This is a genomic window from Stenotrophomonas pavanii (genome assembly GCF_900101175.1).
GTDB classification, from domain to species: domain Bacteria; phylum Pseudomonadota; class Gammaproteobacteria; order Xanthomonadales; family Xanthomonadaceae; genus Stenotrophomonas; species Stenotrophomonas pavanii.
The window spans coordinates 55,756-75,473 of the sequence record NZ_FNFQ01000002.1 but is presented as its reverse complement, the minus strand read 5'-3'; the positions used below and the strand labels follow the sequence as shown (position 1 = coordinate 75,473).

Genomic DNA, 19,718 nt, shown 5'->3' with positions numbered 1-19,718 from the left:
TTCAGTTTCAGAGGGAGGACGCGCCCCATGCACAGGGAGGTAGGCGGATACGCTCTTTTGCTTCACCATCCATGGTTACCGGATACACCGCTGGGTCGTTCCTGCCCTTCACGAATCATGAGTCCCGCCCTTGATGCCTTCTGCTGAGCCCACGCACGACGCTGCCCTGTCGCGTTGCGCGCGCGAACCGATCCATACCCCCGGCGCGATCCAGCCGTACGGTGTGCTTCTGGTGGTGGAACCGCACTCGCTGCAGGTGCGTGAGCGCGCCATCAGCCACCCCGGCCTGCTGCAGCAGTTCGGCGAGCCGTTGATGCACCACGTCGCCGAGGTGCTGGGTGGCGTGCTGGCGCCGTTCCAGGCGGTGTTGCAGCAGGCCACGGTTGGCAGCAGCGCGCACGTGGGCGCGGTGCATCTGGATGGCCATGGCCGCCACCAGCTGCTCGTGCACCGGTCTGCGACCGACCTTCTGGTTGAACTGGAAGCGCCGGTTCCGGGCCAGCCCGGTTCGCTGGAAGAGCTGTACCCGGCGATCCGCGAGCTGATGTCCGGCATCGAAGCCGCCGCGACGGTGGAAGACCTGTGCAGGCTGGCCGCCGCGCACGTGCGACGCCTCACCGGCTTCGACCGCACCCTGGTCTACCAGTTCGATGCAGGCTGGAATGGCACGGTGGTGGCCGAGGACGGCAACGGCCTGCTGCCCTCCTATCTGGACCTGCGCTTCCCCGAATCGGACATCCCCGCCCAGGCGCGTGAGCTGTACCGCCGCAACCGGGTGCGCCTGATCGCAGACAACGATTACACCCCTGCGCCGCTGCTGCGCGCGGAAGCGCATCGCGACGCGCCTCCCACCGACCTGAGCCTGGCCGTGCTGCGCAGCGTCTCGCCGGTGCACCTGCAGTACATGCGCAACATGGGCACCGGGGCATCAATGTCGGTGTCGCTGGTGCACGAAGGGCGGCTGTGGGGCCTGGTGTCCTGCCACACGGTGCAGCCGCGCCGCCTGCCGTACCACGTGCGTACGGCCTGTGAGTTCATGGGCCAGATCCTGTCGCTGCAGATCGCGCTGAAGGAGCGCGCGCGCGCGATCGAGGAACGCGTGGCCCGTCGCTCGGTGCTGGTCAAGCTGCTGGCACGGATGGCCGGGGACGAAGAGTTCATGGCTGCGCTGCGCCACGATGAGGCCAGCCTGCTGTCCCTGACCGGCGCGGCCGGCGCGGCCATCGTGCACAAGGGGGACTGCATGCGCGTGGGGCAGTGCCCGCCCACCAGCGAGGTGCTGGCCCTGGCCGACTGGCTGGCCAACCAGCACGCCGGGCAGGAGATGTACTGCACCGATCATCTGGCCGCCGACTGGTCGCCTGCCGCGCGCCTGACCGACGTGGCCAGCGGCCTGCTGGCGGTGTCGATCTCGCAGCTCCATCACAGCTACCTGATGTGGTTCCGGCCGGAGGTCGTGCGCACCGTGCGCTGGGGAGGCGACCCGCGCAAGACCGAGGCACCCGGCGTGGCCCTGTCGCCGCGCAACTCGTTCGAGGCGTGGAAGGAGACCGTGCAGCAGCGCAGCCTGCCGTGGAGTGATGCCGACTGCGATGCCGCGCACGAAATGCGCACCGCCATTGTCGACATCGTGCTGCGCAAGGCCGAGGAAATGGCGGAGCTGAACGAACAGCTGGTGCGCAGCAACAAGGAACTGGAAGCGTTCTCCTATTCGGTCAGCCACGACCTGCGCGCTCCCTTCCGCCACATCGTCGGCTACTCGGAGCTGCTGGGCAGCTCTGCGGGCGAGCGTCTCAACGACACCGAACGGCGCTTCCTCGACACCATCGTGGAATCGGCGAAATCGGCCGGCACGTTGGTGGATGACCTGCTGAGCTTCTCGCAGATGGGCCGCTCGACGGTGGGCCGGGTGCGGCTGGACATGGCTGCGCTGGCCGAGGACGTGCGCAGGTCCTTCGCCTTGGACTATGCCGGCCGCGACGTGCAGTGGACGCTGGCGCCGCTGCCGGAAGTCGAGGCCGATCCGACCATGCTGCGCCTGGTCTGGCAGAACCTGCTGGGCAACGCGATCAAGTTCACCCGCGAGCGCGAGCCGGCGGTCATCGAGATCGGCCACGAGCGCAACGACGACGAAGACCACTTCTTCGTGCGCGACAATGGCTGCGGCTTCGACATGCGCTACGTGGACAAGCTGTTCGGCGTATTCCAGCGCCTGCATCACGTCGAGGAATTCGAAGGCACCGGCATCGGCCTGGCCAATGTGCGCCGCATCATCGGCCGCCACGGCGGCCGCACCTGGGCCGAGGGCGAGCCCGGCAAGGGCGCCACGATCCATTTCACCCTACCCCGTTCCACAGGAGATCACCCATGAGGGACCTGCGGCCGATCCTCCTGGTCGAGGACAGCCCCAAAGACGCCGAGCTGACGATGGCCGCGTTGTCACGCTGCCAGCTGCTGAACGACGTCGTCCACGTGCGCGATGGCGCCGAGGCGCTGGACTACCTGCGCTGCGAAGGCAAGTTCGCCGGCGCCATGCACGGCGGCCCGGTCGTGGTGCTGCTGGACCTGAAGCTGCCCAAGGTCAACGGCCTGGAGGTGCTCGAGCAGGTCCGTGGCGACGCGCAGCTGAGCAGCACCCCGATCGTGATGCTGACCTCCTCGCGCGAGGAGCAGGACCTGGTGCGGAGCTACGAACTGGGCGTCAATGCATTCGTGGTCAAGCCGGTCGATTTCAAGGAATTCTTCGATGCCATCCAGGGGCTGGGCATGTTCTGGGGCATCACCAACCAGCCGCCGCCGCACCGGCCCAACGGTTCGGGGCAGCACCATGCGTGATGGATCGCGCCGCAGCGAGCGCCTGCGCATCCTCATGCTGGAGGACAGCGCGCTTGACGCGGAGCTGATCAGCGCACAGCTGCAGCGTGCAGGCCTCGACTTCGAGGCCGAGCGGCTGTGGACCCGCAATGCGTTCATCGAGGCGATCGACAATCGCCCCTTCGACATCATCCTGGCCGACCACGTGCTGCCCGGATTCGATGGCGATGCCGCCCTCGCGCTGGCGCGCGAGCGCATCCCGCACACGCCTTTCATCTTCGTCTCCGGCACCCTGACCGAAGAGCTGGCCGTGCAGGCCTTGACCCGCGGTGCACGCGACTATGTGGTGAAGCAGCGCCTGCAGCGCTTGCCGGATGCCATCCGTCGCGCGCGGCAGGAAGCCCACGAGCGCAACCAGCTGGTGCAGGCGCAGGCTGCGCTGAATGAAAGCCAGGCGCAGCTGCAGCAGGTGACCGACGCCGTTCCGGCACTGATCGCCCGGCTCGACAAGGACCACCGCTACCGCTTCGCGAACAAGGCGTTCCTGGATTGGCATGGCGTGAGCCAGGCCGAACTGCTGGGCCGCCTTGCCCGCGATGTCAGCGGCATCAGCGCCTTCGAACAGGCCCTCCCCAGCCTGGAACGCGTGCTGCAGGGCGAGCGCACCAGCTTCCAGGTCGAGCTCGTGCATCGCAGCGGCGAGTCACGATTCGTGCAGATGGACTGCGTGCCGGAGCATGCCGCCGATGGCAGCGTGGTCGGCTACATCTGCATGGGCAGCGACGTATCGGTGTTGAAGCAGGCCGAACTGGCCCTGCGTGAGGACAACCAAGCCCTGGAGCAGCAGGTGCAGGCGCGCACCGCCGAACTGCGGGCCAGCAAGCGGCGGCTGCAGGCGATCTTCGAATCCAGCTTCCAGCATCAGGTGCTGCTGGATCTGTCCGGGCGCGTGGTCGATGCCAATGACGCCTCATTGGCCGCCGTGCTGGCGGACAAGAAGGACATTGTCGGCCAGCGCTTCGGCGAATCCCTGTGGTTCGCCAACACCGACGGCGTCGGCGCGGTGGTTGACCAGGCCGTCGCCGCGGCGGCGCAGGGTCGCAGCTCGCTGCATTCCCTCGAGCTGGAGCTGCCAACCGGCCGGCGCAGCTTCGACGTCTCGCTGCGCCCGCTGCTGGACGCCGACGGCGTGGCCACCGCCGTGGTATCAGAGGCGGTGGAAACCACTGCGCGGCGGCAGGCCGAGCATGCGCTTCGCCAGTCGCAGAAGATCGAGGCGGTCGGCCAGCTCACCGGCGGCATCGCGCATGATTTCAACAACATCCTGACGGTGATCTCCGGCAACATCGAGCACGCCATGCTGCTCAGCGAACGGGCCGGCGAACCCGGCGCGATGGCCAGCCGCGCCCTGGACAATGCCCTGAAGGGGGTTGGCCGTGCCGCCAGCCTCACCCAGCGCCTGCTCGCCTTTGCCCGGCGCCAGCCGCTGCGCAGCCAGGCAGCCAACCTCAACGAGTGCCTGCTGGACATGCAGGACATGCTGCAGCGGGCACTGGGCGAACTGGTGCAACTGGACATCCGCACCGCCGAGGACATCTGGTGCGTGGAGATCGACATCAGCCAACTGGAAGCCTCGGTGCTGAACCTGGCGGTCAATGCGCGCGACGCGATGCCGCACGGCGGCCGCCTGGTGATCGAAGTCGACAACAGCCACCTCGACCACGACTACGCCGCATTGTTCCCGGATGCGTCCCCCGGCGAGTACGTGATGCTGCGGGTGCGCGACAACGGCCACGGCATGGACGCGGCCACCCTGGCGCGCGTGTTCGAGCCGTTCTTCACCACCAAGCAGGTCGGCCGCGGCACCGGGCTCGGCCTGTCGATGGTGCACGGCTTCGTCAAGCAGTCCGGCGGCCACGTGCTGATCGATTCGGTGGAAGGCGGCGGTACCAGCATCACCATGATGTTCCCGCGCTCGCCGTTGGCGCTGCCTAGCGAGGCTCGCGTCCCGCAGACGGGCCTGGCCGGCTACTCGCCACGCGAGGAAACCGTGCTGGTGGCCGAGGACAACGACGATGTCCGTGCGCATACGGTCGATGCGCTGCGCCTGCTGGGGTACCGCGTGCTGGAAGCGCACGACGGCCCCTCGGCGTTGCGGCTGCTGGAACGGCCGGACACCAAGGTCGATCTGCTGTTCTCGGACGTGGTGATGCCGGGCATGTCCGGCTGGGAGCTGGTGCGTGAAGTGCGTGAGCGCTGGCCGGCAATCGCGGTCCTGTTCACGTCAGGCTATCCACGCGACCATGATGCGGTTGGCGCGCAGGGGCGTGCAGCCGCCCTGCTGCCGAAGCCGTTTACCCGCAGTGACCTGGCGCTGGCAGTGCGCACCGCGCTGGAGGCTGCGCCGCGCTGAGGTCAGGCGGACGGATCGCGCACGCCCGCCGCGATCCGGTTGATATCCGCGCACTCGATGGTGGCCGGCGGGTTTTCTCTTCCGGCCAGGGCGATCATGGCCATGCCCAGCGCCAGGTTGCTGGTCATCAGCGAGGGCGCGAGCACACCGGCCAGTTTCATCAACGGTGCGCCGCCCCAGTACAGGGGTTTCAGCACGGCATGCCGGGTACCGGTCCCCGGCACCGGCCTGACCCCACCCGGACGCAGCATCACCGCGCGCAGCGGCAGCGCCTGCAACGCCACCTCGGTCTCGCCCTTGACCCGCAGCGGCATCAGCCGGCTCTGCGGGTCCGCGCCTACGCCGGAGACATACAGGAAGCACCCCTGCGGATTCACCGCAGCCCAGGCGCGGGCCACTGCCAGTGTGGTGTCCAGGGTCACGCGCCGGTACTCGGCCTCGGCAGTGCCGACCGGTGGCGCACCGGCACAGTAGAAGCATGCGTCGTACCCGGCCAGTTCATCACGCTGCGCGTCGATGTGCAGGAAATCCGGGACGACCCGTTCGCTGCCGGGCCCGCGCAGGCTGCCCGGGCGCCGCACCAGCGCGGTCAGGCCGGCAACCTGCGGCGAGCGCTGGCAGGCCAGGGCAACGCCCTGCCCCACCAGGCCTGCAGCGCCGGTCAGGAGAATCCGCAATGTCCGTGCCTGAGCCATGGCCAGGGCCGCGCTAGAGTTTCACGAACCGCTGGATCTTGCGCGCCAGCCACCCGCTGAACACCAGCGGAGCATCCAGCGCCGACACGCAGATGCACGGCACCCCCGGCGCGGTCACCGGCTGATGCTCCACGTCTTCATCCAGGTCTGCCACGTCGCCGGGTGCGAACAGTCCCAGCGCGTCGTTGTAGGAGCCACGCAGGATCTGGGTCAGCTCGCTGCGCCCGTGGCTGTGCATCGGCAGGCATTTGCCCGGGGCGATCTTCAGCATGATCAGCGAAGGCATCTGCTCGGCACGGATGCAATGCACGCCCGGCGCCATCCAGCGCCAGCGCAGCCCGCTGAGCGACGCACCGAAATAGGGGTGCAGCGAGGCAGGCAGGTGGTCCGGATCGGCCTCGGGCCGCTCGCTCGGCGCCGGGCGAGCAGCTGCCGCCAGGGTGATCGGCGTTTCCGTGGCCAGTCGCATCAGCATGGCCTCGCGCAGCTGTTCGCGGCGCGGATCAGGCGCGGGCGGCTGGGTCTGCTCAAGCAGCACCGAGCCGATCGCCTCGGCCTCGCGCAGGCGCTGGCGGCAGTGCGGGCACTGCTCCAGATGCGCACCCGCGACCACGCTCAGTGGCGCGGGCAGCGCGCCTGCGGCATAGCTCATCAATGTCGATTCGTGCAGGTGGTGATGCGGGTTCACAGCGCACCTCCCACCTTGGCCTGCAGCTGCAGGAACGCGCGCCGCAGATGCGACTTGACCGTGCCCAAGGGCATGCCGATCGCCTCGGCGATCTCGCTGTGGCTCTTGGCCTCGAAATAGGACATGCGCACCAGGCGCGCCTGCACGGCGGGAAGTTCGTTGATGCGCTGGCGCAGCCGGGCCTGGTCGGCAAACTGTTCGGCGCTGCTGCGTTCGATCACGTCCAGGGTTGCTGCGTCCTCCACGGCTGCCTGCACCTGCATCCAGCTGCGCTCGCGGCGGATGCGGTCAATGTGCAGGTTACGGGCGATGCGATACAGCCATGTGCTCAGCGCGCCCTGCGCCGGATCGAAATCGGCCGCCCGCAGCCACAGGCGCAACAGGCTTTCCTGCGCCAGCTCCTCGGCTACCGCGTCAGGCACGCCCAGGCCACGCAGATACACGCACAGCCGCGGCATGAAGTAATCATAGATGCGCATGAAACAGTCGCGGTCGCGAAGACGCGCCACGCCGTCCATGTCACCGGCCCAGTTCGTCGGCTCGCTGCTCGGCTGCTGGGAACTGGACACGATGCGTGCGGTATCGAAGTTGAGGGGGTGGCTGGCGGCGTCAGGGTACATCGGCGTTCGCGGCGGGCGGGTGAAGGTCTGTCCTCTGTACGCGCGGGGGCCGTGATTGGATGCAGCCGCTGCAGGCGCATCCAACCGCCCATCCCCGCCGTATGACCTCAGCCCTCCTTTTCCGGATGAACGCGATGCGTACCGCCTGGCTGCTGCTGTGCCTGCCCCATGTCGCGCTGGCCGCGCCCTGGCTGCGAAGCGAGGGGGTAGCAACGTCGGCGCGCGGCGACCTGCTCTACCGCGAGGTGCACTGGCGACGCGATGCGGCCGAGGGGGCCGAGCGCTGGGTGATGTACCAGTGCGCGGACGGGCGGCCCTTCGCCCGCAAGCACCTGCCGGCCAGCGCGAACCCACAGGCGCGCGGCTATACCCTGGAGGACCGGCGCAGCGGCCAGAAGGCCGAAGTCGAGGCCGCCAGCGGCAGGGTCTCGATCGCGTGGAAGGAGGATGCCGGCAGCCCGCCGGTGCAGCGCGAGCTCGACCTGCCGACGGGCGCGGTCATCGACGCAGGGTTCGACGCGGCGGTGCGCCTGCATTGGCAGGCGCTCATGCGCGGCGAGCGTGTGACCCTGCCCTTCCTGGTCCCAGCCCGGCAGCGCTACTTCCCGGTACAGGTAAGGCGCACCGGCCCGCAGCGCTGGCAGGGGATCGATGCGCAGTCGATCGAGGTCAGCCTGGACACCTGGTACGGCGGCATCGCGCCACGCCTTGCGCTGGTGTATGCCAGCGCAGACCAGCGCCTGCTCGAGTTCCGTGGCACCAGCAACCTGCGCGATCAACGCGGCGCCTACCCACAGGTGACGGTGCGCTTCATCGCCGCAGCGGCGGGTCGCCCCGCCAGCGACTGGCAGCAGGCCTGGGCACAGCCGCTGACAGATCGCTGCGCCGTTACGGCCAGGTGAAATCGAAATTTCCTGCCGCGCTCCGCATCCAGTGTGCCTTCTGCCGCGTAGAGGAAGACACGAAACCCGCCGAGATCCGCCATGGCCTCTGTAGCGCCCCTTCCCCGTCGACGCTGGCGCCTGCTGCGCACCCTGCAGCGCTGGATCGATACCGGCAACGCTGCGGAGGTCACGGATGAACGCCCCGGGCGGATCGACTGGGTGCGCGCGGTACCGTTCGCACTGATGCACCTGGCGTGCATCGCGGTGATCTGGGTGGGTATTTCCTGGACCGCGGTGATCGTCGCAGCCGCTCTCTACGCGGTGCGCATGTTCGCCATCACCGCGTTCTATCACCGCTACTTCTCGCACCGCACGTTCCAGGCATCGCGGCCGGTGCAGTTCGTGTTCGCGGTGATCGGTGCTTCCAGCGTGCAGCGCGGGCCGCTGTGGTGGGCCGCCCATCATCGCCATCACCATCGGCACGCCGATCAGCCGCTTGATCCGCATTCGCCGCGCGAGGGCGGCTTCTGGCGGAGCCACATGGGCTGGTTCCTGACGCGCGAGGCCTTTGCCACCGACCTGTCGCGGGTACCCGACCTGGCGCGCTACCCGGAGCTGCGCTGGCTGGACCGCTTCGACACCGCCGTGCCGGTCGTACTGGCTGCAGCGCTGTACGCGCTGGGCGCGGGACTGGAACGTTGGGCCCCGGGCCTGCACACCTCCGGCCCGCAGTTGTTGGTGTGGGGCTTCTTCATTTCCACCGTGGTGCTCTTCCACGCCACCGTCACCATCAACTCGCTGGCGCACCGCTTCGGCCGCCGCCGTTTCGAAACCCGCGACGACAGCCGCAACAACCTCTGGCTGGCGCTGCTGACCTTCGGCGAGGGCTGGCACAACAACCATCACTTCTTCCCAGGCACGGTCCGCCAGGGCTTCCGCTGGTGGGAAATCGACCTGACCTGGTACGGCCTGCGTGCGATGGCGGCGCTGGGCTTGGTCAAAGGACTCAAGCCGATCCCCGACTGGGTGCTGGCCAAGGCGAGGTATTGACATGCGCATCGCCGTCATCGGTTCGGGCATCGCCGGCCTGGCCAGCGCCTGGTGGCTGGATGGCCAGCACGACGTCACCCTGTTCGAGGCCAACGACTACCTGGGCGGGCACACCCACACCCACGACGTGCAGGTGGATGGCACCGCCATGGCGGTGGACACCGGCTTCATCGTCTTCAATCCGCAGCACTATCCGTTGTTGACGGCGCTGTTTGAAGATCTGGGCGTGGCCTCGCAGCCGACCACGATGAGCTTCTCCATGCACAGCGAGCGCAGCGGCGTGGAATACAACGCGACGTCGCTGGACGGCCTGTTCTGCCAGCGCCGCAATCTGGTCTCCCCGCGCTTCTGGGGCATGCTGGCCGATCTGCGCCGGTTCTATCGGGATGCGCCCTTGCTGCTGGCCGAACCCGAAGGCCCGACGCTCGGCGAGTACCTGCACCGTCAGCGTTATGGCGAGGTCTTCATCGAAGAGCACCTGCTGCCGATGGCCTCGGCACTGTGGTCTTCGCCTGCGGCCACCGTGCGGGACTTCCCGGCCCGCTACCTGGCCCAGTTCATGGCCAACCACCAGATGCTGCAGATGACCGGGCGCCCGAGCTGGCGCGTGGTCAAGGGCGGCTCGGCACGCTATGTGGATGCGCTGCGCCGCCGCTGGCGGGTGCATGAGCGGCTGCAGTGCCCGGTCACGGCGGTCGAACGCATGCCCTGGGGCGCGCGCGTGCACAGCGCGGCCGGCGTGGAAGCGTTCGACGAGGTGATCCTGGCCTGCCACAGCGACCAGGCGCTGGCCCTGCTGGCCGATGCTGACGCCGGCGAGCGCGAGGTGCTGGGCGCGATCCGCTACCAATCCAACGAAGCCGTGCTGCATACCGATGCATCGCTGCTGCCGCGCAACCGCAAGGCATGGGCGGCGTGGAACGCGCACGTGCCGGAGGACCCCACCTCACCCTGTACGGTCAGCTACTGCATGAACCTGCTGCAGGGCCTGCCCGGCAACACGCCGCTGGTGGTGACGCTCAACCGTACCGAGGCAATCGATCCGGCCAGGGTGCTGCGCACCCTTCACTACGCGCACCCGGTCCACGACCACGCCGCAGTCCGCGCGCAACAGCGCTGGGCGGAGGTGCAGGGTCGCCGCCATACCTGGTTCGCAGGCGCCTACTGGGGCTGGGGCTTCCACGAGGACGGCATCCGCAGCGCCCGCCGGGTGGTGGACGCGCTGCGGGCCTGCGTATCGCACCGGCAGGCGTCGGCCGCGGACGAGGTCGCCGCATGAGCGCCAGTGCCCTCTACTTCGGGCAGGTGATGCACCGCCGGCATCACCCGCACCCGCATGCGTTCCGTTACCCGATCGCGCAGCTGCTGCTCGATCTGGATGAACTCGATACGGTGTTCGCCGGGCGCTGGTTGTGGTCGGTCAACCGCCGCAACCTGGCCGAGTTCCGGCGCAGCGACTACTTCGGCGATCCCGCTCAGCCGCTGGCCGATGCGGTGCGCGACCATGCCGCGGTGACCCTGGGCTACCGGCCCGCCGGCCCGGTACGCCTGCTCACCCATCTGCGCTTTGCCGGCCACGTGTTCAACCCGGTCAGCTTCTACTATTGCTACCAAGCCGATGGCAGCACGCTGGACTGCATCGTTGCCGAAATCACCAATACGCCCTGGAAGGAGCGGCACGCCTATGTGCTGCCGGCGGCCACCGCCACAGACGAAGGCAGCTCCCTGCGCTGGCAGTTCGACAAGCGCTTCCATGTGTCACCGTTCATGCCCATGGACTGCCACTACGACTGGCGGTTCAACCGTCCCGATGCGGACCTGCGCGTGCACATGCAGGTCTGGCGCGACGGCGTGCGCCAGTTCGACGCCACCCAGACCATGCAGCGGCACGCCATCGACGGTCGCGGGCTGGCCCGTGTCCTGGCCTGCTATCCACTGATGACCACCCAGGTGGTGGCCGCCATCCACTGGCACGCACTGCGCCTGTGGCTGAAGCGCAATCCCGTGCACGACCACCCCACCCTTGCCGAGAAACCGCGATGAATTCGATCACTCCTTCGGTCGCGCTGCCGCGCCCCGGCGCGCTGGATGCATTCCTGCGACGCCGCCTGCTGGCCCAGCTTGCGCCGCTGCGCGACGGCCGCCTGTGCGTGCGCGACGCGCTCGGCGAAGTCTGGCTGGGCGATGCGCGCGGCGAACTGCAGGTCACGGTCACCATCGATGACCCGGCGTTCTACCGCAAGGTCGCAGCGCAGGGCAGCGTCGGCGCAGGTGAAAGCTACATCCAGGGTGAGTGGCACTGCGACGATCTGGTGGCATTGATCCGCCTGCTGGTGCGCAACCGCGATCTGCTCGACGGCATGGAACACGGGCCGGCGCGCGTGGGAGGCTGGCTGCTGCGCGGCTGGAACCGCCTGCGCCGCAACAGCCGGGAAGGCAGCCGCCGCAACATCGCCGCGCACTACGACCTCGGCAACGATTTCTTCGCGCTGTTCCTGTCGCCGGACCTGATGTATTCCTCGGCCCTGTTCGACGACGAAGACGAACCGCTGGAGGTGGCGTCGCGGCGCAAGCTGGACCGCATCTGCCAACAGCTGGCGCTGAAGCCCGGCGACCGCGTGGTCGAGATCGGCACCGGCTGGGGAGGCTTTGCCGTGCATGCGGCGCAGCACTACGGCTGCCATGTCACCACCACCACGATTTCTGCCGAACAGCATGCACTGGCCGCCGAGCGCGTGCGCGCCGCCGGCCTGCAGGACCGCGTCACGCTGTTGATGCAGGACTACCGCGACCTGCAGGGCCAGTACGACAAGCTGGTCTCGATCGAGATGATCGAAGCCATCGGCGCGGAGTACCTGGACACCTACATGGCCACGCTGCAGCGGCTGCTGAAGCCGGACGGCGTGGCCCTGCTGCAGGCCATCACCATCGAGGACCATCGCTACGAGCAGGCCCGGCGCAGCGTCGACTACATCAAGCGCTATGTGTTCCCCGGCAGCTTCATTCCGTCGATCAATGCGATCCTGGCGGCCAAGACCCGTGCCAGCGACCTGCAGCTGATCGCGCAGCAGGACTTCGGGCACTCCTACGCACTGACGCTGCGGGCCTGGAGGCAGCGTTTCCTGGCGCAGCTGCCGAGCGTGCAGGCGCAGGGCTTCGACGCCCGCTTCTGCCGGATGTGGGAGTTCTACCTGGCTTACTGCGAAGGCGGGTTCCTCGAGCGTTCGATCGGCGTCTCGCACCTGCTGCTCGCTCGCCCTGCGCATCGGCCAGCCCTCTCAGCGGGCCGGGCCGGCTGACATGCGCCGGTTCTGGGCCAATCTGCTTGGCAACCAGCTGGTCTGGCTGTGTGCCGTGGCGGGAGCAGGACGCGGCTGGCAGTGGCCGGCGCTGCTGGCGGCGTCGCTCTACATCGGCAGCCAGCTGCTGACCTCGCCGCATCCGCGGCTGGACCTGCGACTGATGGTGCTCGCGCTGGCCTGCGCCTGGCTGGTGGATGCCAGCGCCGCCGCCAGCGGCACCGTGCGCTATGCCGCCGCGCCACTCGGCTGGGCGCCGCCACCGTGGATCCTGGCGCTGTGGGCTGCCTTTGCCATGACGCTGACCACCTCGATGCGCTTCCTGCAGCGCCACCCGGTCCTGCCGGCCGTGTTCGGCCTGCTGCTGGCGCCGCTGGCCTATCTGTCTGCGGCGCGCGGGTTCGATGCGGTGCAGTTCACGGCGCCGGCCTGGCAAGGCCTGCTGGTGCTGGGCGCAGGCTGGAGCATTGCGCTGTCGCTGCTGTGCCAGTGCGCCCGCCGCGGTTCACGCACCCCCTCACCCCCGCTGGCCGGAGCACCGTCATGAGTCACCTGTTGTGGGTCCTGCTGTACTCCGTGCTGATGATGAGCTGGGGCTGGGCGTGGCAGCGCCGCCGGCAGAACATCGGCGTGGTCGACGTGCTCTGGGCCAAGGGCGTGGCGGTGTCGGCCGTGCTGCTGGCGCTGCTCGGCGAAGGCGCGCTGGTGCCGCGGGTTGCGCTGGGCGTGCTCGGTGGCCTGTGGGGCAGCCGGCTGGCCCTGCACCTGTGGCACAGGGTGCGCAGCGAACCGGAAGACGGCCGCTACCGCTACCTGCGCGAACACTGGCAGGGCCATCAGGGCAAGATCTTCGGCTTCTTCATGGCGCAGGCGCTGCTGGTGCTGCTGTTCGCCCTGCCCTTCGTCGCCGTGGCATCCAACCCGCAGGCCGGCGTGACCGGGTGGATCGTGGGCGCAGGCCTGGTGTGGCTGCTGAGCGTCGGCGGCGAGGCCCTGGCCGACCGCCAGCTTGCCCGCTTCCGCGCGGACCCGGCAAACAAGGGCCGCACCTGCCGTGAGGGACTGTGGCGCTATTCGCGGCACCCCAACTACTTCTTCGAGTGGCTGCACTGGTTCAGCTACGTCCTGCTCGCCGTCGGCTCACCGCTGTGGTGGCTGGCGTGGACCGGCCCGCTGCTGATGTACGTGTTCCTGCGCTACCTCAGCGGTGTTCCGTTCACTGAAAAGCAGGCCCTTCGCAGCCGTGGCGACGACTACCGCGCCTACCAGCGCAGCACCCCGATGTTCTTTCCCTGGTTTCCCCATTCTTCCAAGGAGCATTCCGCATGAACGCGATCCCGTCACTGAACCCGGCCGACGATGCGGAAACCGGGCTGATCGCCTGGGCCGAACGCGGACTGGTTCCCGATGCGGCGCTGCGTGCCGGCATCCGTCGCCTGTGCGCGCAGCGCCTGCATGAGGAATTGGCGGGCGGCATCGAGGCCCAGTCCGCGCGCTTCAGCCATCGCATCGCCGAGCTGGCCGACAGCCCGCTGGCGCTGCATACCGAGGCAGCCAACCGCCAGCACTACGAAGTTCCGGCGGCGTTCTTCCAGGCCTGCCTGGGCAGGCGCCTGAAGTACAGCAGCTGCTACTACCCCACCGGGCGCGAGACGCTGGACCAGGCCGAGGAGGCCATGCTTGCGCTGTACGGCCAGCGCGCCGAGCTGGCCGATGGCCAGCAGATCCTCGAACTGGGCTGTGGCTGGGGTTCGCTGACCCTGTGGATGGCCGAGCGCTATCCCAACGCAGCAATCACCGCCGTGTCCAACTCGCACAGCCAGCGCCAGCACATCATGGCGCAGTGCCAGGCCAGGGGACTGCAAAACGTCGAGGTGATCACCCGCGACGTCAACCAGCTTGAACTGCCCGCCGCACGCTTCGACCGCTGCGTCTCGGTGGAAATGTTCGAGCATGTGCGCAACTACGAGCGCCTGCTGGCGCGCATCGGCCAGTGGCTGAAGCCCGACGGCGCCCTGTTCGTGCACATCTTCGCCCACCGCACGCTGATGTACCCGTTCGAGACCGAGGGCGGCGACAACTGGATGGGCCGCCATTTCTTCACCGGCGGCCTGATGCCGGCGGCCGACACGCTGCTGCATTTCCAGCGCGACCTGCGGCTTGACCAGCGCTGGTTGCTGGACGGCACCCACTACCAGCGCACGGCCGACCATTGGCTGGCCAACCAGGATGCATCCCGCGAGGCGGTGATGCCGGTGCTGGTCGCGACCTACGGCCAGGCCGCCGCGAAGATCTGGTGGCAGCGCTGGCGCATGTTCTGGATGGCCTGTGCCGAGCTGTTCGGCTACGACGACGGCCAGCAATGGCTGGTTGCCCATTACCTGTTCCGTCCCCGCTGAGGTGTGACATGCACATCCGTTCGCTGCTTCCCCTGTTGGCATTGAGCCTGTTCGGTTCCGGCTGCAGTTCCAGCGAGACCCGACCCCTGCCCCGCCCGCCCTCGGTGGAGGTGCCGCGCTTCATGGGCGACTGGTATGTCATTGCCCACATTCCATCATGGCCCGAGCGCGAGGCCTTCGACGCCGTGGAAAGCTATGCGCTGAAACCGGATGGACGCATCCAGACCACGTTCACCTATCGCAAGGGCAGTTTCGATGCCCCGCAGAAGTCGATGCACCCCATCGGACGGGTCGAGAAGGAGGGCAACGGCGCGATCTGGGGCATGCAGTTCATCTGGCCGATCCAGGCCGAGTATGTGATCGCCTGGCTGGACGATGACTATGGCCAGACCATCGTCGCGCGCAGCAAGCGTGACTATGTCTGGTTCATGGCACGGACACCACAGGTGTCAGAGCGCGACTACCAGCAGGCGGTGCAGCGTATTGCGGCCATGGGTTACGACACCGGGAAGCTGCGGCGCGTGCCGCAGTCGGTGCGCTAGGTCGCGTTTCACGCGTGTTGCGCCGCCCTGACGATAGGTAGCGCTCATGAATGAACAAGGATCGATGGATCAGAGCCATCGATCTTTAGGAATAGTCGTAAAAACGCAACGAATTCGATGTTCGACGCGACAGCGGCGCCAGAATGGCGGCCACGCCCACGGGCGCCGACCACCTCCCGCGCATGAATGGATTTCCTGCACCGCGTCGGCTTAGGCTGGCGCTTCTGGACGACCATGAAGTCGTCCGCCGCGGTACCGCCCTGCACCTCTCCGGTGACCTCCGCTTCGACATCGTCGTCAGCCATGGCTGCAGCAGCGACCTGATCCACAGCCTGCGCTGCACGCCGGTGGATGTGGCGGTCATCGACCTCTCGCTGGCCCGCGGCGATCTGTGCAGCATCGAGCTGGTATCGCTGCTGTGCCGGGACTTCCCGCGCACGTCGCTGCTGGCGTTCGCTACGCTCTCGCCCACCACCAACCTCAATAGCCTGATCGATGCCGGGCTCCACGGATTCGTCAGCAAGGCCGAACCGCTTGCCGCCCTGTCGGATGCCATTGTACGCGTGTCGCAGGGGTTGCTGCGGGTGCCGCCGGACGTCCGGCTGGCCGGCGATCGCGGCGAGCTCAGCCGCAACGAGCGCGAGGTGCTGGGCCTGCTGCTGCAGGGCCTGACCGTGTCCGAGATCGCGCTGCGCCGGCACCGCAGCATCAAGACCGTCAGTACCCAGAAGGTCGCCGTACTGCGCAAGCTGGGATTGCGCAGCGATGTGGAAATCTATGCGCTGCGCGAACGGATGGAATCGCCGTGACCCGCCAGGCACCGTTGCGCCGGCGCCTGCTGTCCATCGGCCTGCTGGCGCTGCTGCTTCTGCCCGCAGCGTCGGCCGAAGACATCCGCTCGCCGCGTTGGCTGCCGGGCAGCAGCGTGCGGGTGGCCACCGCTCCCTCGCTGCGTCCGGTGCCGTCGACGCTGATCGATGCGACAGCGCCGCCCACGCTCGCCCATGGCTACGCCAACCTCGTCGCCCGGCACGCCCAGCTCCGCTTCCTGGAGCATCCCTATCCGACGACCGCCGCCTCGATCCTCGCCGTGTGCCACCACGACGCCGACCTGGTCATGGTGTTCGACGGCGCGCGACACCTGTCGCTGGCCTGCCCCGGCCTCGCCGCCTCCGGCCGTTTCCGCGGCGGCGCCACTCTGGTGGCCGGGCGCGCAGGCGAGTGGTTGCCACGGCAGATGGGCGAGCTCGACGGGCAGGTCATCGCGGTCGTTGAAGGCGGGCCTTACGCCGGTTGGCTGAGCGCGCATCATCCGCAGATCCGGCTGATGCAGATGCCTGACCGGCACGCAGCGCTGGCGGCCGTCGAATCCGGGCTGGCGGACATGGCGATCGGCATCGAGTCGACACTGCGCCCGCTGGTCCGTCGCCACTTCAACGGACGCCTGCGCCTGCAGCCATTCGACAGCGGATTTTCCACCGACCTGTACCTGCTCGTCCGCCAGGAAGACCAGCAGCTTCTCCAGCGCATCGACCAGGCATTGCGGCAGATCACGCTGGAGGAGCATGCCGGACTGCTCCATCTCTGGGCCGGACAGACGCTGCCTGCGGCGGCCGGGAGCGCCCTGGACTGGATGTGGTCAGCGCCCCCGCGCGGCTGGCTGTTGCTGGCGCCCGTGCTGATCGCCCTGCCGTTGCTGTGGCGCATGTTCCGGCAACGGCAGGCAAGCGGCGACCGGCGCAGCGCGCAGGCCATCGGGGTCATCAGCCACGAGATGCGCAATTCGGCGCAGGCCGTGCTGACCTCGATCGAGCTGCTGGGACAATCGCCCCTGCGCAAAGGCGAGCGCGATCTGCTTGCGGCTGCCAGCCATGCCAGCCAATCACTGCGCGGCCTGCTGAACCGCGCACTCGATTTTTCGCGCCTGGCCAGCGGGGCGTTCAAGCCACATGCGCATCCCTGTGATATTGCCCAGGTCTGCCGGCAGGCGCTGGAGGCGATCCGGCCGCAGGCGCAGCGCAAGGGCCTGACACTGCATCTGGATGCGCCTTCCACCGCGACGACCCTCGTCCTGGTGGATGCCGATGCCGTGCGCCAGATCGCCAGCAACCTGCTGGCCAACGCGGTGAAATTCAGTGACGTCGGCGGCATCGAGCTGCGCCTGCAGCTCACGCCCGCCGCGCGGCCGCGGGAACTGCTGCTGGAGGTGATCGACAGCGGCATCGGCATCGAGCCGGCCCAGGTCGCCACGCTGTTCCAGCCATTCCAGCAGGGCAGCGGCGGCCACCAGCGCGGCGGAACGGGCCTGGGGCTCTCCATCGCGCGCGAGCTTGCCCGTGCGATGGGAGGCGACCTGACCGTGCACAGCGTGCTGGGGCGCGGCAGCCGCTTCATCCTGCGCCTGCCGACCGGTCCGGCGGGCAGCGGTGAGGACGTCGAGGACATGCCCGTCGGCGGTACGCCGCTGGCCGGCGTGCGGCTGCTGCTGGTCGAGGACCATGCGCTCAATCGCCACGTGCTTGCCACGCAATTGCAGCGCTGGGGTGCAGAGGTATGTGCGCTGGAGGATGCGGCCAGTGCTCTGGCCGAACAGATGCGCCAGCCCCGCGCTGCCGCACTGATCGATATCGGCCTGCGTGGCGTCGATGGCCATGCGCTGGCGCGCGAACTGCGCCGCCAGGGTTGGCAACCGCCGCGCCTGATCGCGCTGTCGGCGCGCACCGGCCGCCGTCACCGCGCACGCTGCCGCCGCTCGGGCTTCGACGCGGTGCTGACCAAGCCACTGCGCGCTGCCCAACTGCTGGCTGCGCTCGGTATTGCGGCGCCGGAGGGGCTGGATGCAGTGCCGCCGGTGGCTGCAATGGATGCGGCCTATGACGCGGATGTCCGCGAAGAGCTGAAGAAGATCGCGCAGGCCATCGGCCGCGCCGACGCACCCTGCTTGGGCCACCACGCGCATCGCCTGCAGGGCACGCTGCAGATGCTGGGGCGACACGCGCAGGCGCCCCTCGCTGCGCAGCTGGTCGATCTGGCACATGACGCAGCGCCGGACTGGGCCGGCGCACGTCGTCTGCTGGACCTGTTGCAGGCCGGACAGGGTTCCCGCGGTGCGGGAACCCTGCAGGTGCCGTGATCAGGCCGCCAGGCGCTCGACCTGGCGACGGGTCAGGTCATTGAAGCGACCCAGCGACATCAGGTGCTGGTGGATCAGCGCCAGCCAGCCGCTGCGGTGCCACTCGACCACGGTCGCTTCCGGCAGCGCAACGAACTTCTCGACGTCCACGACCAGGAAACCATTGAGGTTGAACTCGCGGCCATCCGGGGTCCGCACGGTGGCGTTGCGCTCGACCAGCAGGCCGTTGTCGGTCAGGGCCTTGGAGAAGGCCAGGGTCTGTTCGTGTTCGCGGGTGTACTGGCCGCAGAACTCCAGCGCCTGCTGCACCATCTCGGTGGCCTTGCCGTCAACGAACAGCGGCTGGCCTTCTTCGCCGCCCTTTACCACGCGCGGGCTTTCCTCGTCGATGCCCAGCAGGAAGTCATTGTCCGCGCCGGTGTCGATGAAGATGAAGGGGTGGCGGCGCAGATAGGCCGGGATATAGGCCTCGTCTTCCCACAGCCCGTCCTTGATGAACAGGTTCTGGTCGGACACGCCCACCGCAGCCATCGGGACCGCACCCGGGCCGGCGAACAGGATCGGGAAGTGGTGCAGCGCCAGCGAGAACTCGCCCAGCACCAGCGGAATGGCGTTGTTGCCGGCGGCGAACTCGAGCTTGCCCGGCAGGATGCGCAGATCGGCGTGCACATCGGCCTGCAGCGGCACCGGACGGGTATAGAACAGGGGAGCGCCGCTCGGCGCCGCTTCGGTGGTGGTGTCGCTGGTGGTGGTCATCTTGGGAACCGTTCGATCATGCGCGCCTGCCATCCCGGGCACGCCAGCGGGAACAACCTGAATCCCGCATTATCAACAAGCACGATGACAACGGCCACCCCGCCGGCAAACTATTTCAGCTGCAACGGATAGCGCTGCCAGAGTACGTGGACCAGGAATCCGGCCAGCTCGGTGTCGCGCGCGCTCACTGCGGCGCGGATCTTGTCCAGCAGCACCATGTCGCTGCAGGAGCGGACGTCGGCGTGGTTGGCCTGCCCTGCCCTGCGCGCACGGTAGCGCGCGGCCCGTTGCGCGTCGCTCATCGCGTACCCGAACTTGGGCGGACGACCGCGCTTGCGCGGCAGGGTCAGCTCCAGGGTTCCGGGGTCTTTGTCATCACGCATGGGCAGGGTGCGGGCGGCGGCGAGCAACGGGGGGTGCGCAAT

The 19,718-nt window shown here is 68.4% G+C and carries 19 protein-coding genes; 14 read left to right on the top strand and 5 right to left on the bottom strand.

Translation table 11 applies throughout. The features are described from left to right. The first annotated feature begins 133 nt into the window (after positions 1 to 133). Genes BLS66_RS03765 through BLS66_RS03755 form a run of 3 tightly spaced genes read left to right on the top strand, consistent with a single transcriptional unit; the run spans position 134 to position 5,227 of the window. Positions 134 to 2,371 carry an ATP-binding protein gene (locus BLS66_RS03765; protein WP_074725110.1) on the top strand — a complete coding sequence of 746 codons (2,238 nt, stop codon included), beginning with the start codon at positions 134 to 136 and terminating at the stop codon, positions 2,369 to 2,371. After that, complete coding sequence (locus tag BLS66_RS03760; RefSeq protein WP_049467664.1) at positions 2,368 to 2,835, top strand: response regulator; 468 nt, start codon at positions 2,368 to 2,370, stop codon at positions 2,833 to 2,835. The genes BLS66_RS03765 and BLS66_RS03760 overlap by 4 nt, the downstream gene beginning before the upstream one ends. Further along, positions 2,828 to 5,227 (top strand): PAS domain-containing protein, encoded by a 2,400-nt coding sequence (locus BLS66_RS03755; protein WP_074725109.1) that lies wholly within the window; start codon positions 2,828 to 2,830, stop codon positions 5,225 to 5,227. The genes BLS66_RS03760 and BLS66_RS03755 overlap by 8 nt, the downstream gene beginning before the upstream one ends. Before the next feature lie 2 nt (positions 5,228 to 5,229). On the opposite strand, the gene BLS66_RS03750 is transcribed toward BLS66_RS03755, so the two are convergent. From BLS66_RS03750 to BLS66_RS03740, 3 genes are read right to left on the bottom strand one after another with little or no spacing between them, the layout of a single operon-like run. Then, positions 5,230 to 5,922 carry a Rossmann-fold NAD(P)-binding domain-containing protein gene (locus BLS66_RS03750; RefSeq protein WP_049467668.1) on the bottom strand — a complete coding sequence of 231 codons (693 nt, stop codon included), beginning with the start codon at positions 5,920 to 5,922 and terminating at the stop codon, positions 5,230 to 5,232. A gap of 13 nt (positions 5,923 to 5,935) precedes the next feature. Next, entirely contained in the window at positions 5,936 to 6,610 is a 675-nt protein-coding gene (locus BLS66_RS03745; RefSeq protein ID WP_049467670.1) for a ChrR family anti-sigma-E factor, read from the bottom strand. After that, positions 6,607 to 7,230, bottom strand: a complete 624-nt coding sequence (locus BLS66_RS03740; RefSeq protein ID WP_049467672.1) for a sigma-70 family RNA polymerase sigma factor — start codon at positions 7,228 to 7,230, stop codon at positions 6,607 to 6,609. The genes BLS66_RS03745 and BLS66_RS03740 overlap by 4 nt, the downstream gene beginning before the upstream one ends. Positions 7,231 to 7,364: 134 nt before the next feature. Between BLS66_RS03740 and BLS66_RS03735 the strand changes: the two genes are divergently transcribed. From BLS66_RS03735 to BLS66_RS03685, 11 genes are all read left to right on the top strand, one after another. After that, positions 7,365 to 8,132, top strand: coding sequence for a hypothetical protein (locus BLS66_RS03735; protein ID WP_074725108.1), 768 nt, complete (start codon positions 7,365 to 7,367; stop codon positions 8,130 to 8,132). Positions 8,133 to 8,213: 81 nt separating this feature from the next. After that, entirely contained in the window at positions 8,214 to 9,164 is a 951-nt protein-coding gene (locus tag BLS66_RS03730; RefSeq protein ID WP_049467673.1) for an acyl-CoA desaturase, read from the top strand. Between the two features lies 1 nt (position 9,165). After that, entirely contained in the window at positions 9,166 to 10,443 is a 1,278-nt protein-coding gene (locus BLS66_RS03725) for an NAD(P)/FAD-dependent oxidoreductase (protein WP_074725107.1), read from the top strand. Then, positions 10,440 to 11,207 (top strand): DUF1365 domain-containing protein, encoded by a 768-nt coding sequence (locus BLS66_RS03720; protein WP_053505303.1) that lies wholly within the window; start codon positions 10,440 to 10,442, stop codon positions 11,205 to 11,207. Before BLS66_RS03725 ends, BLS66_RS03720 begins: the two co-directional genes overlap by 4 nt. After that, positions 11,204 to 12,463: an SAM-dependent methyltransferase gene (locus tag BLS66_RS03715; RefSeq protein ID WP_053505302.1), complete on the top strand. Its 1,260-nt coding sequence runs from the start codon at positions 11,204 to 11,206 to the stop codon at positions 12,461 to 12,463. The genes BLS66_RS03720 and BLS66_RS03715 overlap by 4 nt, the downstream gene beginning before the upstream one ends. Before the next feature lies 1 nt (position 12,464). After that, positions 12,465 to 13,010, top strand: coding sequence for a DUF2878 domain-containing protein (locus tag BLS66_RS03710; RefSeq protein ID WP_057495041.1), 546 nt, complete (start codon positions 12,465 to 12,467; stop codon positions 13,008 to 13,010). Continuing rightward, positions 13,007 to 13,792: a DUF1295 domain-containing protein gene (locus BLS66_RS03705; RefSeq protein ID WP_053463177.1), complete on the top strand. Its 786-nt coding sequence runs from the start codon at positions 13,007 to 13,009 to the stop codon at positions 13,790 to 13,792. The genes BLS66_RS03710 and BLS66_RS03705 overlap by 4 nt, the downstream gene beginning before the upstream one ends. After that, positions 13,789 to 14,862 carry an SAM-dependent methyltransferase gene (locus BLS66_RS03700; protein WP_074725106.1) on the top strand — a complete coding sequence of 358 codons (1,074 nt, stop codon included), beginning with the start codon at positions 13,789 to 13,791 and terminating at the stop codon, positions 14,860 to 14,862. The genes BLS66_RS03705 and BLS66_RS03700 overlap by 4 nt, the downstream gene beginning before the upstream one ends. A gap of 8 nt (positions 14,863 to 14,870) precedes the next feature. Further along, a complete protein-coding gene (locus tag BLS66_RS03695) occupies positions 14,871 to 15,404 on the top strand; it encodes a lipocalin family protein (protein WP_049467685.1) in 534 nt (177 codons plus the stop codon). 182 nt (positions 15,405 to 15,586) lie between these two features. After that, on the top strand, positions 15,587 to 16,213 hold the full coding sequence (locus tag BLS66_RS03690; protein ID WP_074725422.1) for a LuxR C-terminal-related transcriptional regulator: 627 nt from the start codon (positions 15,587 to 15,589) through the stop codon (positions 16,211 to 16,213). Then, the gene (locus tag BLS66_RS03685; protein ID WP_083348127.1) at positions 16,210 to 18,537 is read left to right on the top strand and encodes an ATP-binding protein; all 2,328 of its coding nucleotides are present in this window, start codon (positions 16,210 to 16,212) and stop codon (positions 18,535 to 18,537) included. Before BLS66_RS03690 ends, BLS66_RS03685 begins: the two co-directional genes overlap by 4 nt. Here BLS66_RS03685 and BLS66_RS03680 read toward each other — a convergent pair whose 3' ends face one another. Both BLS66_RS03680 and BLS66_RS03675 read right to left on the bottom strand, forming a co-directional pair. Next, positions 18,538 to 19,293 carry a SapC family protein gene (locus tag BLS66_RS03680; protein WP_049467690.1) on the bottom strand — a complete coding sequence of 252 codons (756 nt, stop codon included), beginning with the start codon at positions 19,291 to 19,293 and terminating at the stop codon, positions 18,538 to 18,540. A gap of 110 nt (positions 19,294 to 19,403) precedes the next feature. Beyond that, positions 19,404 to 19,676 (bottom strand): hypothetical protein, encoded by a 273-nt coding sequence (locus tag BLS66_RS03675; RefSeq protein WP_005409616.1) that lies wholly within the window; start codon positions 19,674 to 19,676, stop codon positions 19,404 to 19,406. Positions 19,677 to 19,718: the final 42 nt, after the last annotated feature.